17 protein-coding genes are annotated in these 14094 nt (G+C 72.0%); 13 read left to right on the plus strand and 4 right to left on the minus strand.

What is annotated here, in order from left to right:
* Nucleotides 1–60: 60 nt before the first annotated feature.
* Together ABIC29_RS18460 and cofE are read right to left on the minus strand one after the other, a co-directional pair.
* Complete coding sequence (locus tag ABIC29_RS18460) at nt 61–843, minus strand: GntR family transcriptional regulator (protein WP_116085890.1); 783 nt, start codon at nt 841–843, stop codon at nt 61–63.
* Nucleotides 844–917: 74 nt separating this feature from the next.
* Entirely contained in the window at nt 918–1697 is a 780-nt protein-coding gene (gene cofE / locus ABIC29_RS18465; RefSeq protein ID WP_199471818.1) for a coenzyme F420-0:L-glutamate ligase, read from the minus strand.
* 134 nt (nt 1698–1831) lie between these two features.
* Between cofE and ABIC29_RS18470 the strand changes: the two genes are divergently transcribed.
* The 6 genes from ABIC29_RS18470 (at nt 1832) to ABIC29_RS18495 (ending at nt 5958) form a co-directional block, all read left to right on the plus strand.
* Nucleotides 1832–2338, plus strand: coding sequence for a DUF6328 family protein (locus ABIC29_RS18470; protein WP_116085895.1), 507 nt, complete (start codon nt 1832–1834; stop codon nt 2336–2338).
* Between the two features lie 119 nt (nt 2339–2457).
* Nucleotides 2458–3294: an exodeoxyribonuclease III gene (locus ABIC29_RS18475; RefSeq protein WP_116085897.1), complete on the plus strand. Its 837-nt coding sequence runs from the start codon at nt 2458–2460 to the stop codon at nt 3292–3294.
* Between the two features lie 153 nt (nt 3295–3447).
* Nucleotides 3448–4746, plus strand: a complete 1299-nt coding sequence (locus ABIC29_RS18480; protein WP_116085900.1) for a protein kinase domain-containing protein — start codon at nt 3448–3450, stop codon at nt 4744–4746.
* The gene (locus ABIC29_RS18485) at nt 4743–5183 is read left to right on the plus strand and encodes a hypothetical protein (RefSeq protein ID WP_354247875.1); all 441 of its coding nucleotides are present in this window, start codon (nt 4743–4745) and stop codon (nt 5181–5183) included. Before ABIC29_RS18480 ends, ABIC29_RS18485 begins: the two co-directional genes overlap by 4 nt.
* A 93-nt stretch (nt 5184–5276) precedes the next feature.
* Complete coding sequence (locus ABIC29_RS18490; protein WP_116085905.1) at nt 5277–5759, plus strand: GNAT family N-acetyltransferase; 483 nt, start codon at nt 5277–5279, stop codon at nt 5757–5759.
* A gap of 40 nt (nt 5760–5799) precedes the next feature.
* A complete protein-coding gene (locus ABIC29_RS18495; RefSeq protein WP_354247878.1) occupies nt 5800–5958 on the plus strand; it encodes a hypothetical protein in 159 nt (52 codons plus the stop codon).
* Here the strand turns inward: ABIC29_RS18495 and ABIC29_RS18500 are convergent.
* Complete coding sequence (locus ABIC29_RS18500) at nt 5925–6761, minus strand: SDR family oxidoreductase (RefSeq protein ID WP_116085908.1); 837 nt, start codon at nt 6759–6761, stop codon at nt 5925–5927. The two genes, ABIC29_RS18495 and ABIC29_RS18500, sit on opposite strands and share 34 nt — an antisense overlap.
* Before the next feature lie 108 nt (nt 6762–6869).
* Here ABIC29_RS18500 and ABIC29_RS18505 point away from each other — a divergent pair, with 108 nt between their 5' ends.
* Together ABIC29_RS18505 and ABIC29_RS18510 are read left to right on the plus strand one after the other, a co-directional pair.
* Nucleotides 6870–7343, plus strand: a complete 474-nt coding sequence (locus ABIC29_RS18505; RefSeq protein ID WP_354247881.1) for a MarR family winged helix-turn-helix transcriptional regulator — start codon at nt 6870–6872, stop codon at nt 7341–7343.
* 3 nt (nt 7344–7346) lie between these two features.
* Complete coding sequence (locus ABIC29_RS18510) at nt 7347–8006, plus strand: NAD(P)H-dependent oxidoreductase (RefSeq protein ID WP_116085913.1); 660 nt, start codon at nt 7347–7349, stop codon at nt 8004–8006.
* A 147-nt stretch (nt 8007–8153) separates the two neighbouring features.
* Here the strand turns inward: ABIC29_RS18510 and ABIC29_RS18515 are convergent, their stop codons facing one another.
* A complete protein-coding gene (locus tag ABIC29_RS18515) occupies nt 8154–8837 on the minus strand; it encodes a DUF998 domain-containing protein (protein WP_158551879.1) in 684 nt (227 codons plus the stop codon).
* A 191-nt stretch (nt 8838–9028) separates the two neighbouring features.
* Here ABIC29_RS18515 and ABIC29_RS18520 point away from each other — a divergent pair, with 191 nt between their 5' ends.
* From ABIC29_RS18520 to ABIC29_RS18540, 5 genes are all read left to right on the plus strand, one after another.
* A complete protein-coding gene (locus ABIC29_RS18520) occupies nt 9029–9382 on the plus strand; it encodes a YciI family protein (protein ID WP_158551880.1) in 354 nt (117 codons plus the stop codon).
* 92 nt (nt 9383–9474) lie between these two features.
* Nucleotides 9475–10770, plus strand: a complete 1296-nt coding sequence (locus ABIC29_RS18525; protein ID WP_116085918.1) for an RNA polymerase sigma factor — start codon at nt 9475–9477, stop codon at nt 10768–10770.
* A 296-nt stretch (nt 10771–11066) separates the two neighbouring features.
* A complete protein-coding gene (locus ABIC29_RS18530) occupies nt 11067–12008 on the plus strand; it encodes an ABC transporter ATP-binding protein (protein WP_116085921.1) in 942 nt (313 codons plus the stop codon).
* A 73-nt stretch (nt 12009–12081) separates the two neighbouring features.
* Nucleotides 12082–13119 carry an aliphatic sulfonate ABC transporter substrate-binding protein gene (locus ABIC29_RS18535; RefSeq protein ID WP_116085923.1) on the plus strand — a complete coding sequence of 346 codons (1038 nt, stop codon included), beginning with the start codon at nt 12082–12084 and terminating at the stop codon, nt 13117–13119.
* Nucleotides 13120–13130: 11 nt separating this feature from the next.
* Nucleotides 13131–14078 carry an ABC transporter permease gene (locus ABIC29_RS18540; RefSeq protein WP_116085926.1) on the plus strand — a complete coding sequence of 316 codons (948 nt, stop codon included), beginning with the start codon at nt 13131–13133 and terminating at the stop codon, nt 14076–14078.
* Nucleotides 14079–14094: the final 16 nt, after the last annotated feature.

The raw sequence follows: 14094 nt of genomic DNA on the forward strand, positions 1-14094 counted from the left end.
AGACCAGCACCCCGCAAGGTCTCGGTACGCTGCGCCACTCGACCGGCGACGGCGAGCCGCTCAGCGCGGTGAGCGGCCCCGCGACGCCGGCGCCGAGGCATCGGCCGCCTTCGACTCGGCCTCGAGCAGCTCGAGCACCGCATCGCGCACGCCGACGAGGTGGTCGCGCAGCACCTCGACGGCCCGGTCGGCATCGCGGGACGCCACGGCCTCGATGAGCTGCTCATGCGTGTGGCTGTGCTCGGCGTCGCCAACGAGGCGCCAGCCGAGCACGTAACGGCCGACCTTGAGGCGCAGCTGCTCGATCATCTCCCAGAGCACGGGCCGCTGGGCGGCGTCGTAGAGCTCGGCGTAGAACTCGGTGCGGGCGTCGACGAAGTCCGCGCCCTCCTGCTGCCGGTCGGCGGCCTTGCCGAGGTCACGCAGGCGTGCGACGCGCTCGTCGGTGATCGCGGCCATCGTGAGCCGGAGCGCCTCGACCTCGAGCAGCACGCGGATGTCGTAGACCTCCTTCGCCTGCGCCGGCGAGAGGGACTTCACGACGGCGCCGCGGCGGTCGTGGAACTCGACGAGCCCGTCGGCCTCGAGCTGGATCAGCGCCGAGCGCACAGGCAGCCGCGAGACGCCGATGAGCTCGGCGAGGGTCTCCTGGCGCAGCTTCTGCCCCGGCAGCAGCGCGCCGTTCAGGATCGCGTCCTTGAGGATGTCGTAGACCATCACGCCGACCGAGCGGTACCCGGTCGCGTGCTGGCCCGCGAGTTGCTTGAGGGCGGCCGCCCCGCCGTCGGCGGATGCTGCCGATGCCGGCGTGAGGCCACCGGGTGCTGCGTTCTGCGCGCTCATGGATCCCGAACGTAGCGGATATCGCCCTCGATCACCTTGTTCTGGATCCAAAAAACACGAAGTGGGTCGAAGAGCTACAGATCCCGCCGCAGCGGCCCCTCGTTCTGCGACTCGTCGAACCCGTCGCGGTACCCGTTGGCGTACGCCTCGTCGGCGCCGACCCTGAACAGGTCGCGCTCCGGCGGGCGCTGGATGCTGCGGGCGCCGGGCAGGTCGATCGCGCCCACGTACCGTCCGAGTCCGCGCACGACGGCGACGGGGATCCCGGCGGACTTGCCCTTGACGAGCTCGGCCGCGCCCGCGATCTCGTCGGCCACGCACGGCATCGTGACCGCGAGCGGCTTGCCCGTGGCATCCGTCGCCCCCCTGAGGTCGTCGAACACGTGCACGCCGGCCGCGCCGATCGCGATGTCGGTCTGCCCGTCGCGCCACGGCCGGCCGAGCGTGTCGGAGAGGATCACGCCGATGCCGAGCCCGGTGAGCGAGCGGATGCCGATGGCGAGCGCCCGCGCCGACGCGTCGGGGTCGATCGGCAGCAGCAGCACGGTGCCGTCTGGCGCGTTCGAGGCGTCGACCCCGGCCGCGGCGCCGATGATGCCCTGGCGGTTCTGGACGATGCGGGTCACACCGCCCTCGTACTCGCGGGTCGCGACCACGCGCACCGTCTCGTCGGTGATGGCCTGCTCGCGATCGGCCGCGGCGATGACGCGCCCCTCGGCCTTCGACACGATCTTCGAGGTGACCACGAGGATGTCGCCCTCCTCGAGGCGCACGGCGCCGACGATGATCGCGGCGAGGTCGTCGCCCTGCTCGATCTCGGGCACCCCGTCGATGCCTTCGATGCTGTACCCCACGGCAACCCCCGATCTCAGCGCTCGAACGATCTTCGCAGGTCGGCCGCCCCGACGGCCAGCGGCGACGCGGGCACGTCGCGGCGGCCATGCGCCGGGGGTTGCGGGCGCGGCATCCGCTCTGCGTACGATCGAGCATGGAAGCCCACCGAGACGTCGCGCCCGACGACGGCCGCGACGAGACCGCCAACCAGCGCAGCGACCGCAACTGGAACGAGATCCTGCAGGAGCTGCGGGTCGCGCTCACCGGCACCCAGCTGATCGGCGGCTTCCTGATCGCGGTGGCCTTCCAGCCCCGGTTCGGCGAACTCGACGACTACCAGTTGCGCCTCTACCTGGTGCTCGTCTCGCTCGCGGGGCTCGCGACGGTCATCGGCCTCGCGCCCGTGACACTGCACCGCGCGCTGTTCCGCCGCAAGGTCAAGGAACGGCTCGTCCTCACCGGCAACCGGCTGCTCGTGGCCCACCTCACGGTCGTCGGCCTGCTGCTCGTCGGCGTGACCTCGCTCGTGTTCGACGTCGCGGTGTCGCGCGAGGCCGGCTGGTGGGCGCTCGGGGTCGGCGCGGTGGTCGTGATCGGCGCGTGGGTGGTGCTGCCGCTCGCGCGGGCGGCCTCCGACCACGAGCCCGAGCTGCCCGCCTGAGTCGCGGGCCGAGCACCGACGACGGCCGCCGGGCAGACCCGAGCGGATGCCGCGGGCGGCCGCCTGCGGCATCCGTCGCCCGTTCATCGGTGTCGCACGCCGACCGTAGGCTTGAACCCATGCGCATCGCCACCTGGAACGTCAACTCGATCCGCACCCGCGTCGAACGAACCGTCGACTGGATGGTGCGCGAAGACGTCGACGTGCTGGCGATGCAGGAGATCAAGTGCAAGCCCGAGCAGTTCCCGCACGAGGCGTTCGAGGCGGCAGGCTACGAGCTCGCGATCCACGGCCTGAACCAGTGGAACGGCGTCGCCATCGCGAGCCGCGCACCCATCGACGACGTGGCGATCGAGTTCCCCGGCATGCCCGGGTTCCTCAAGGGACACGAGGGCCCCGACCTGCCGAAGGAGGCCCGCGCCCTCGGTGCGACCATCGACGGCGTGCGCATCTGGAGCCTCTACGTGCCCAACGGGCGCTCGCTCGACGACCCGCACTACACGTACAAGCTCGACTGGCTCGCCGCGCTCTCCGAGTACACGCGCGCCGAGACCGCCGCGCACCCGACCCGGCCGTTCGCGCTCATGGGCGACTTCAACATCGTGCCGTTCGACCACGACAACGGCGACCCCACGGTCATCGAGGGCGTCACGACGCACGTCTCCCCCGCCGAGCGCGAGGCGTTCTTCGCCTTCGAACGCGCCGGCGTCACCGACGTGGTGCGCCCGCTCGTGCCGGAGGGCTTCACGTACTGGGACTACAAGCAACTGCGGTTCCCGCGCAACGAGGGCCTGCGCATCGACTTCATCCTCGGGTCCGAGGCGTTCGCGCACGCCGTGACCGGCGCCTCGATCCACCGCAACGAGCGCAAGGGCACCGCCCCGAGCGACCACGTGCCCGTGCTCGTCGACCTCGACCTCGGTGGCGACGACGACGATCGGCCGATGATCTTCTAGGCGCCAGGCCGGCGTCGCGGTCGGGCGCGACCGCGCGTCACGCCGCGAGCGCAGCGCGCGGGCGAACGCGGCATCCGCTACCGCATCGATCGAAACCTGGCCAGCCCCCGGCTTCGACGGGCGGCGGTCGGCACTTCGAACTACGCTCGAGGGGTGACGACCACCCCCCGACACGTCGTCGGCGACCCGTTCATCGGCGCAACGCTCGACGAGCGATATCGCCTCGACGGCCTCATCGGCCGGGGCGGCATGGCGAGCGTGTACCGCGGCGAAGACCTGGCACTCGAACGCCAGGTGGCCGTCAAGGTGTTCGCGGCGGGGGCCGAGGGCCTCGACGACGCGAAGCGGCGCGCGTCCGAGATCGCCCTGCTCGCGAGCCTCTCCCACCGCGCACTCGTGCGCCTCTACGACGCATCGCACGACGACGCCACGGGCTGCGAGTTCCTCGTCATGGAGCTCGTCGACGGACGCGACCTGCGCGAGACCCTGCGGCTCGGTCCGATCGGGCCCGCGGATGCCGCCGACCTCCTCGCCGACCTCGCCGAGGCGCTGCACGTGATCCACGGTCGCGGCATCGTGCACCGCGACGTGAAGCCGGCGAACGTGCTGCTCGAGCCGGCGCACCTGCCGAGCCGCACGTGGAACGCGAAGCTCGCGGACTTCGGCATCGCGAGGCTCATCGACGACGCCCGGCTCACCGGCACCGGCTTGCTGGTCGGCACGCCCGGGTACCTCAGCCCCGAGCAGGTGACGGGCGCCGATCCCGGGCCCGCCGCCGACGTCTACGCACTCGGGCTGCTCCTGCTCGAGGCCCGCACCGGCACGACCGCGTTCCCGGGCCCGGCCGCCGAGTCCGCGGGCGCACGGCTCATGCGCGATCCCGTCGTGCCCACCGCGCTCGGCGACGACTGGGTCGCCCTGCTCCGCTCGATGACGGCACGCGAGCCCGGCGAGCGCCCGACCGCGCTCGAGGTCGCGGTCGCGGCATCCGCACTCGACGTCACGGAGCGAGCGGATGCCGGCGCCACGGCGGCGACGGTCGCGTTCGCCCAGTCGGCCGGGACGCCGACCGTCGCCGCAGCCGACGTCGCGTCCCCGGAGGTCGCCGATGCGCCGACGAAGCGGATGCCGACCTCACCCGACGGCGGAGCCGGCGACGACGACCCGACGCGCGTGCTCGACGCGCCAGGCGCGGCAGGGCCGGAGCCCGTGTCCGCAGACGCGGCCGGGCCGGAGCCGAGGGCCGCGGCCGGCCCCGAGCCCTCGAAGCGGTCGGTGCGCCCGGTCCGCGTCGGAGTGGTCGTGCTGCTCGTCGCCGCGGCGGCCGCACTGCTCTGGATCCTGATCTCTCCCCTGACCGCACCGCCGGCGACCGCTCCCGAGCCGCTCCCGAGCGTGCCGGGCGAACTCGGCGTGCACCTCGAGCAGCTCGATGAGGCGGTGCAGCCGTGATGCGCCGATCCGCTCGCCCCCGCGCCACGACCATCGCGGCGGTCTCGATCGCGTTGGTGGTCGGCCTCGGCCTCACGGCCTGCGCCTCGACGAACGATGAGTCCGATGCGATGCACGCGTCGGTCGTGCGGGTCTCGGAGCGCGCGGCGACGGCCGACTACGCCGGGGCCCTCGCGGAGCTCGACCGGCTCGAGGCCGACGTCGACGACGCTGTCGCCGCCGGAGGCCTCGACGCCGCGCAGGAGGCGCAGATCCGCGATTCCATCGCCCTCGTCCGGGCCGACCTGGAGACCGCGCAGGTCGCTGCGACCCCCACGCCCACCCCGACGCCGACCACCGACGATTCGGAGGACTCGGGCGACGACTCCCCGGGCAACAGCGGCAGCAACAAGGACAAGAAGAAGGACGACAAGGGCAAGGGCAAGGGCGACGACTGACCGATCGTCCGCGGCCGGTGGGTCGCGACATCGGGCTCGAGACGCCGGCCCGTCGCCCGAGACATCCGCCGCGGCATCCGCCAACATGGAGACATGACGCAGGTGCACCCCGACGACATCGCCCTCGAGCCGAAGAGTCCCGACGAGGTCGCCGCATGGCTGCCCGTCGCGATGCGCGAGTACGAGGAGTCCCGCATGGAGGCTGGCGACAGCGCCGAGGCGGCCGACGCCGCGCGCGCCGAGTCGGAGCAGCGCTTCTTCCCCGACGGGCGGCTGATCGACGGCCACCTGCTCTTCACGATCCGCCTCGCGGGCGAGGACGCCGGCTGGTTCTGGCTCGGACCGTGGAACGGCACGGGTGTCGAGGACTGGTGGGTCTACGACATCCGCGTGTACGACGAGTTCCAGCGCCGCGGCATCGCGAGGGTCGTCATGCAGCGCGCCGACGCGATCGCGCGCGAGGGCGGCGCCAAGAGCCTCGGCCTCAACGCCTTCGCCTACAACATCCCGGCGATCACGCTGTACGAGAGCCTCGGGTACCTCACCGCCTCGCTGCACATGCGCAAGGAGCTCTGATTCGCGGCGGGCGTTCAGCCTGCAGGCCTATCGTGCTCGCATGAACCCGGATTCCTGGCTGGCCGCCATCTGCCTCTCGGCCCTCGTCGGTCCGATGCTGCTGGGCCTCGTCGCGCTGCGGCGCCGGCCGCAGCCGGTGCGCGTGCGCGTGCGAGCCGATCGCGATCAGCGCCCGGTGAACCGCTCCATCGACCGGTAGACGCCGAAGGCGTCACCCACGAGGCGGTCGAACACGCGCGTCGGCAGCAGGCCGCGCAACGCGCGTGAGAACCCGACGCTCCACGGCAGCTCGAGCATCGGCCGGCCCTTGAGCATGGCCGACCACACGCGGTCGACGACGAACTCGGGCTCGAGGATCGGGGTGAGCACCGGCCCCCGCGCGCCCGCGAACATGCCCGTCGAGATGTAGCTGGGTGCCACGGTCGTGACCCGCACGTTGGTGTGGTCGGCCTGCTCGAGCTCGAGCCTCAGCGAATCGCTCCAGCCGATGAGCGCGGCCTTGGACGCCGCGTAGGTCGCCATTCGCGGGTTCGCGAGCGTGCCGGCCGCCGAGGCGATGTTGACGATGCGCGCCGGACGGTAGGCGTCGGCGATCATGCCGGGCAGGAACTCGCGGGTCACGTACATGGGCGCGAGCGCGTTGACCTGCATGGTCGGCCGGGTGTCGTCGCCGTTGTCGGTCTGCCAGAAGTAGGCGTTGCCGCGCACGATGCCCGCGTTGTTGATGAGCACGTCGGGGTTGCCGACCTCCTTTCGCACCTTCTGCGCGTGCTTGGCGATCGAGCCGAGGTCGGCGAGGTCGACCACGTAGGAGTGGATGCGCGTGCGCCCCTTCGAGACGGCACCGAGCTCGTCGACGGTGCGCGCGAGCGCCGAGGCGTCGCGGTCCCACAGGGTGACGGATGCCGCGTGCTCGGCCACGGCGCGCTGCGCGTACATGCGGCCCATGCCGCCCGCGGCGCCCGTGATGAGGAGCCTCGCTCCGCGCACCGTTCTCGTCATCCGTCCATTCTCCCGCACGCGGACGCCCCGCGACTCGACAATGTCAACATGTTGACCAATCTACGTCAACCTGTTGACACCGGCGATGTCAACCGGTTTACTCATGACATGAGCCCCGAACCCAAAGCCCTTCCAGCACCCGGCGGCCCACTGGGCGATCACCTCACGGTCACCCTGCACCTGCTCGTCGACCGCATGGACCGATTCGCCGACGCCCTGCTGCGGGCGCGGTTCGGCATCAGCTTCAACCAGTTCCAGTTCGTCGCGGTGATCGCGGACCTGCCGACGCCGCCCGACATCACGACGCTCGCCGACTGCCTCGGCGTCAGCAAGGCGGCCGTGAGCAAGCGGGTCCCCTCGTTCGTCGAGGCCGGACTCGTGCAGACCAGCACCGACCCGGCGAACGCCAGACGCGTGCTGCTCTCGATCACCCCGCAGGCGGGTCGCCTGCTCTCCGAGGCGCTGCCCGTGCTCGGAGCCTCGTTCACCGACGAGTTCGACGACCTCGACACCGTCGACCTCGACGCCCTCCACGACGACCTCAAGGCCGTCATCCGCCACCTCGACTCCAAGGAGCACTGAACCATGACGAACACGCTCGTGATCATCGGCCACCCCACGGCCGGCAGCTTCAACCACGCCCTGGCCGAGCAGTACACGACCGGCCTGCGCGCGGCATCCGTCGACGCCTGGACCGGCGACTCCGAGGTGCGCGTCATCGACCTCGCCGAGCGCGAGTTCGACCTGCTGCCGGCGACGCGCACCGACCTGCGTGCACCAGAGGGCGACACCGCGCACCTCGAGCCGCGCATCCGGCAGTTCATCGACGAGATCGCCTGGGCCGACCACCTGGTGTTCTTCTTCCCGCAGTGGTGGGGCACGTACCCAGCCGTGCTGAAGGCGTTCCTCGACCGGGCGGTGCTCTCGGGCACGGCGTTCCGGTACGGACGCGGCCAGGTCTCGACGCGACTGCTCACGGGCAAGACCGCGCGCATCGTCATGACCATGGATTCGCCGATCGCCTGGAACCGGTTCGTCTACCGCAACGCCGCCGAGACCTCCCTCAAGCGCGCGACGCTCGCCTACTGCGGCGTGCGCACCGTCGGCATCACGCGCCTGACGCCCGTGCGGTTCTCGACCCCCGAGAAGCGCGCGGCCTGGCTCGAATCCGTGCGCCGGCTCGGAGCGACGGATGCCGCGAGGGCCCGCCGTCGTCAGCCCGCCGTCGCTTCGCCGGTCGCGTAGCCGCCCCGGCGCCGCACCGAGACCCCCGCGCGACTCACCTTTTCAGGACCAGATCGGCCATACGTGCACTCTGCAGCCATGGCCGCTCTGGTCCTGAGAACGTGGGCGGCGTGAGCGGGCGCAGCGGGCTCAGCGGCCGCAGCGGGCTCAGCGCCGCAGCAGCGACGCCGCGTAGGCCGTGATCCACGCGAACCCGAGCGCGACGCCGACGAACAGGCGGATGCTCATCGCCGGCCCGAACGGCACGCACAGCACGAGACACGCGAGACCGATCACGATCGACCAGGCCGCGGCAGTGCGATGCCCCTCCCACCGCAGGCGACTCGCCACGACGAACGTCACGGCCACGAGCGCGAGGAACGCGAGCGGTGCGGCGAACGCGTGCACGCCGCCGTGGAACGTCCACTCCGTCGGGGAGCCGTCGGGCGTGCCCGCCGGGAACCCGAGCGCCGGGTCGGCCGTGAACGCGCCGCCGAGCACGAGCCCGACGCCGTACAGTCCGAACAGCACCGGGGCCCAGACACGACCCGGACCGTCGCCGAGGCTGCGGCGAGCGCCGACCGCGAACGCGAGCATGAGCACGCCCGCCACGATGAAGTTCGTGATCTGCAGGAAGCCGCGGTCGCCAAGCGAGAGCAGGCTGAGCGGATGCCGCGACAGGTCGAATCCGTCACGTGCGAGCGCCTGCACGAGTCCCGCCACGACGAAGAGCGGGCCGGCCACGACGCCCGCCCAGACGAGCGCCCTCGTCGCCGGGTCGGTGGCGCGCGCCGGGGCGCGGGAGGGGGTGACGCCCACGGCGGGGGCGGCGGAACGAAGTGCGGTGTCCATGGTGTGGTCCTTCCGGTCGGCGACCCGGTCGATCGGGTCGTTCACCAAGGCGTCGCGCCGCGGCATCCGTTCTCGACACGGTCGCGGAAATCGCTCGGAGAAGTTCGCCGACCATGTCGAGAACGGCCGACCGGCGCCGACGCTATGGTGAGGGCACGCCGACCGGGCGCGCCTCATGGAGGAGGAATCCCATGCGTTACCTGTGCATGATGAAGTCGACCGACGAGAACGGCCAGACGCCGCCCGCGATGTACGAGGCGATGGCCGAGTACGACCGCTGGGGCCGCGAGAACGGCGTGCTCATCGACAGCCAGGGCCTGCTGCCGAGCTCGGCCGGCGCGATCGTCTCGCTCGCCGACGGGAACATCAAGGCGGTCGACGGGCCGTTCACCGAGGCGAAGGAACTCGTGGGCGGGTACGCGATCGTCGAGGTGCGCACGCACGAGGAGGCGCTGGAACTCGCGCGGCGACTGATGCAGATCCACGTCGACAACTGGCCGGGCTTCGTCGGCAGCGTCGAGATCCGCCAGATCGCGGAGTACTGAGCGGACCGAGCCGGGGCCCGAGGCCATGCGTCGAGGGCCGGACGCCGAGCCGGGGCCTTGCGTCCGCGCGGTGGGCGTGGTCTCATGCCCACGTGGGCGACGACGAGACGACGCGCGCCGCGATCGAGGCGGTCTGGCGACTCGAGTCGACGCGGCTGATCGCCGCGCTGGTGCGCGTCGTGCGCGACGTCGGCCTCGCCGAGGACGTCGCGCAGGACGCGGTCGTCGCGGCCCTCGCGCAGTGGCCCGCCACCGGCATCCCGAGCAATCCCGGGGCATGGCTGATGACGACCGCCAAGCGACGAGCCGTCGACGAGTTCCGTCGACGCGCGAAGCACGACAGCGCGTTCGCAGTGCTCGCGCGGGAGCTCGACGAGGCGATCGACACCGACCCCGGCGCGGGCATCGACCACGTCGAGGACGACGTGCTCCGGCTCATGTTCATCTGCTGCCACCCCGCGCTCACGGCGGAGGCGCAGACCACCCTCACGCTCAAGCTCGTCGCCGGACTCTCGACCAGGGAGATCGCCCGCGCGTACCTCGCCCCCGAGTCGACGGTGGCCCAACGGGTGTCGCGCGCGAAGCGGACGCTCGCCGAGGCCGGCGCGGCCCTCGAGGAGCCGAGCGGCACCGAGCGGGCCGAACGGCTGCAGGCCGTGCTCGGCGTCGTCTACCTGCTCTTCAACGAGGGCTACTCGGCCACCGAGGGCGAGGACTGGATGCGCCCCGCCCTCTGCGACGAGGCCGTGCGCCTCGGGCGCATCCTCACCGCGCTCGTGCCCGACGACCCCGAGGTGCACGGGCTCTCCGCGCTGATGGAGCTGCAGTCGTCGCGGCTGGCGGCGCGGGTCGACCCCGACGGCACGCCCGTGCTGCTCGACGCGCAGGACCGGCGCGTCTGGGATGCCGCGCGCATCCGCCGAGGCCAGGACGCCCTCGCGCGCGCCGACGCCCTGCTCACGGCCGAGCCCTCGGTCAGCGTCGCGGCGGAGCCCGGACCGTACGTGCTCCAGGCGGCGATCGCCGACGAGCACGCGCGCGCGGCATCCGTCGACGCCACCGACTGGGCCGCGGTCGCCGAGCTCTACGAGCGGCTGGGGCGCCGCACCGGTTCCCCCGTCGCCGAGCTGAATCGCGCCGTCGCCCTCGGACGCGCGCACGGGCCGGCGGCCGGCCTCGCGCTGCTCGACCAGCTCGCCGACCTGCCCGCCCTGCGCGGCTATCACCTCCTGCCGAGCGTGCGCGGCGACCTGCTCGAGCGCGTCGGCCGCGGGGACGCGGCAGCGGCGGAGTTCGAGCGTGCCGCCACGATGACCTCGAACGAGCGTGAGCGCCAGCTGCTGCGCCGGCGAGCGGATGCCGCGCGCCGCCGTCCGCCGGTCGGGTAGGCGCCCGGCACTCCTCCCGCTCGATCACCTTTTCAGGACCACATCGGTCAGACGTGCAATATGCGTCCATGACCGCTGTGGTCCTGAAAAGGTGCACCCCGACAGCCTCGTTGCGGGTCGAAGACCCTTCCGCTGCCACCGACGAAGAACGAGCCCGATCGCAGGATATTCGACGACTCGGGGCGTCATCCGAGATCGCGCCGTGTTACGCCCCGGGTCGCCGCCACCTGACAGCGCCTGCCCGGCTGGATACCGTCGATGCACCCCCACCAGCCGACGCACGTCGAGGAGACGCCATGGCCGCGGCATCCGCCACCGCTCGCGCAGCGTCGACGAACGCGCAGACGAACGCCGGCAGCGGCATCAGCGCCGGCACCAGCGCTGGCCCTGGCACCGGCGCCGGCGCCGGCGCGGGTTCGACCGCGGCCGCCCCCGTCTCGTTCCGCGGCATCGGCCGCGCCTTCGAGTCGCAGGGCGGCGCACGCCAGGTGCTGCGCGACATCGACCTCGAGATCGCGGCCGGCGAGATCGTCGCGATCCTCGGGCCGAGCGGATGCGGCAAGTCGACGCTCCTGCGCATCGCCGGCGGTCTCGACCAGGCCACGCAGGGCGTCGCCCTCATCGACGGCGAGCCCGTGCGGCCGTTCGACGCCCGCTCCGCCGTCGGATTCCAGGAGCCGCGCCTGCTGCCGTGGCGCACGATCGCGAACAACGTCGCGCTCGGACTGCCCCGCGGCACGCCGACGTCGTCGGGCCGCGAGCAGGTCGCCCGCCTGCTCGACCTCGTCGGCCTCGCCGACTTCGCCGGCCATCGTCCACGCGAGGTGTCGGGCGGGATGGCACAGCGCACCTCGCTCGCCCGCGCCCTCGCCCGCAATCCCGCCGTGCTGCTGCTCGACGAGCCGTTCGGCGCCCTCGACGCGCTCACGCGCCTGAAGATGCAGGACCTCCTGCTCGACGTGCACGCAGCCGAGCCGGCGACCGTGCTGCTCGTCACCCACGATGTCGACGAGGCGCTGCAGCTCGCCGACCGAGTGATCCTGCTCGGACACGAGGCCGAGACCCCGGGCGCCGTCGTCACGCAGACCATCGTCGTGCCCGGCCACCGACCGCGCGACCGCGGTTCGGCCGAGCTCGCCGAACTCCGCGGCCGCCTGCTCGACGGCCTCGGCATCGACCGCCACGGCAGCGCCCGAGGCGTCGAGTCCACGACCACCATCCCGCACTACCCCTACTGACGCTCCACCCCGTTCGCCGCCATCCAGCATCGACGCGCCACAGCACCTGCGTCACCCCCGAAGAGGAGATCCCATGCCCCGCTCCATCCCGTTCCTGCGATCCGCGCTCGTCGCGGGTGCCGCCGCCACCGCCCTGCTGCTGTCGGGCTGCGTCGCCGGCGAGGGGCAGGCCGCCGAGCCCGCGCCCGCCGAGTCCGGCGAGGCCGTCTCGCTCGAGGGCCAGACGCTCAACATCGACTTCGCGACGTACAACCCCCTGAGCCTCGTCATCAAGGACCAGGGCTGGCTCGAAGACGCCGGCCTCACGGTCAACTGGGTGCAGTCGGCCGGCTCGAACAAGGCCAACGAGGCGCTGCGTGCCGGCGCGATCGACGTCGGCTCGACGGCCGGCTCCGCCGCACTGCTCGCGCGCTCGAACGGCTCGCCGATCCAGGTCATCGACATCTTCTCGCAGCCCGAGTGGGCGGCGCTCGTCACGGTCGACGGCAAGGGCGTCGAGTCGGTCGAGGACCTCAAGGGCAAGCAGGTCGCGGCGACCAAGGGCACCGACCCGTACTTCTTCCTGCTCCAGTCGCTCGAGGCCGAGGGCCTCGCTCCTGAGGACATCACCGTGCAGAACCTGCAGCATGCCGACGGCTGGGCGGCCCTCCAGAACGGCTCGGTCGACGCGTGGGCGGGCCTCGACCCGATCATGGCCGGCGCAGAGGAGCAGGGGGCGACGCTCTTCTACCGCAACGTCGACTTCAACTCCTACGGGTTCCTGAACGCGACCGAGGACTTCATCGCGAACAAGCCCGAGGTCGCCCAGGCCGTCGTCGACGCGTACGAGCACGCTCGCGCGTGGGCTGAGGAGAACCCCGAGGAGACCGCGGCCATCCTGGCCGAGGTCGCCGGCCTCGACGAGGCCGTCGCCACGAAGGTCATCGACGAGCGCACGAACCTCGACGTCGACAACGTCCCCGGTGACGCCCAGGTCGAGGTCCTCGAGAAGATCGGCCCGATCTTCGTCGAGCTCGGCGACGTCGCCTCGCAGGAGCAGGTCGACGAGGCGCTCGACACCCTCATCAACGACGAGTTCGCGACCGCCGCGGACCCGTCGCGCTTCGAGTAGGAACCACTGAGATGACGGATGCCCCCCAGTCCCCTGCGACCACGACCGGTCCCCTGATCCACGAGAGCGACGCGATCCGCGTGGCCGTGAACGGATCGAACACGTCGGTCGCGGCCGGGCGCGGGGCATCCGTCACCTCCGCCTCACCCATCGGGTCGGGCTCGAGTCCGTCACCCATCGGGTCGGGCTCGCGACGCCGTCTCGTCGACCGACGCTGGTTCGTCGTGGTCGGCGGTGCGCTCATCCCGGTCGCGCTGCTCGTCACCTGGCAGCTCGTGTCGACGAGCGGCCTGGTGCCCGTGTCCATGCTGCCGAGCCCCGAGATGGTGTGGCTCGCCGCGGTCGACCTCGCCCAGCGCGGCCTGCTCGGCCTCTACGTCGCCATCTCCACGCAGCGCGTGTTCATCGGCTTCGCCATCGGCGCCGTCTTCGGCCTCGCGGTCGGTGCCCTCGTCGGGCTCTCGAGGCTCGGCGACGTGCTCTTCTCGCCCACGCTCGGCGCGGTCCGAGCCGTTCCCTCGCTCGCGTGGGTGCCGCTCCTGATCCTCTGGTTCGGCATCGGCGAGGACTCGAAGATCATCCTCATCGCGATCGGCGCGTTCTTCCCGGTGTATACGATCGTCGCCGCCGCGCTGCGCCACGTCGACACGCACCTGCTCGAGGCCGGGCGCGCATTCGGCCTGCGCGGCGTCCGTCTGTTCACGGCCGTGCAGCTGCCCGCGGTCGTCCCGTCGGTCATCTCGGCGCTGCGCCTCGCGCTCGCCCAGGCCTGGCTCTTCCTCGTCGCCGCCGAGCTCATCGCCAGCTCGATGGGCCTCGGATTCCTCCTCGTCGACTCTGGCAACAACGGCCGCATCGACCGCATCTTCCTGGCGATCATCCTGCTCGCCATCCTCGGCAAGCTCACCGACGCCCTCGTCGGCCTCTTCGAGCGCTGGGCGGTGCGCAAGTGGGCGTGACGGATGCCGCAGCGAC

The organism is Agromyces sp. PvR057 (assembly GCF_040547485.1).
GTDB lineage: Bacteria > Actinomycetota > Actinomycetes > Actinomycetales > Microbacteriaceae > Agromyces.

Bases quoted from the DNA above. Each gene is read 5' to 3' on its own strand.
- ABIC29_RS18470 (WP_116085895.1), top strand. From the start codon at position 1,832: ATGGAAGCCCACCGAGACGTCGCGCCCGACGACGGCCGCGACGAGACC.
- ABIC29_RS18475 (WP_116085897.1), top strand. From the start codon at position 2,458: ATGCGCATCGCCACCTGGAACGTCAACTCGATCCGCACCCGCGTCGAA.
- ABIC29_RS18505 (WP_354247881.1), top strand. From the start codon at position 6,870: ATGAGCCCCGAACCCAAAGCCCTTCCAGCACCCGGCGGCCCACTGGGC.
- ABIC29_RS18490 (WP_116085905.1), top strand. From the start codon at position 5,277: ATGACGCAGGTGCACCCCGACGACATCGCCCTCGAGCCGAAGAGTCCC.
- ABIC29_RS18530 (WP_116085921.1), top strand. From the start codon at position 11,067: ATGGCCGCGGCATCCGCCACCGCTCGCGCAGCGTCGACGAACGCGCAG.
- ABIC29_RS18510 (WP_116085913.1), top strand. From the start codon at position 7,347: ATGACGAACACGCTCGTGATCATCGGCCACCCCACGGCCGGCAGCTTC.
- ABIC29_RS18540 (WP_116085926.1), top strand. From the start codon at position 13,131: ATGACGGATGCCCCCCAGTCCCCTGCGACCACGACCGGTCCCCTGATC.
- ABIC29_RS18535 (WP_116085923.1), top strand. From the start codon at position 12,082: ATGCCCCGCTCCATCCCGTTCCTGCGATCCGCGCTCGTCGCGGGTGCC.
- ABIC29_RS18495 (WP_354247878.1), top strand. From the start codon at position 5,800: ATGAACCCGGATTCCTGGCTGGCCGCCATCTGCCTCTCGGCCCTCGTC.
- ABIC29_RS18500 (WP_116085908.1), bottom strand. From the start codon at position 6,761: ATGACGAGAACGGTGCGCGGAGCGAGGCTCCTCATCACGGGCGCCGCG.
- ABIC29_RS18515 (WP_158551879.1), bottom strand. From the start codon at position 8,837: ATGGACACCGCACTTCGTTCCGCCGCCCCCGCCGTGGGCGTCACCCCC.
- ABIC29_RS18460 (WP_116085890.1), bottom strand. From the start codon at position 843: ATGAGCGCGCAGAACGCAGCACCCGGTGGCCTCACGCCGGCATCGGCA.
- ABIC29_RS18520 (WP_158551880.1), top strand. From the start codon at position 9,029: ATGCGTTACCTGTGCATGATGAAGTCGACCGACGAGAACGGCCAGACG.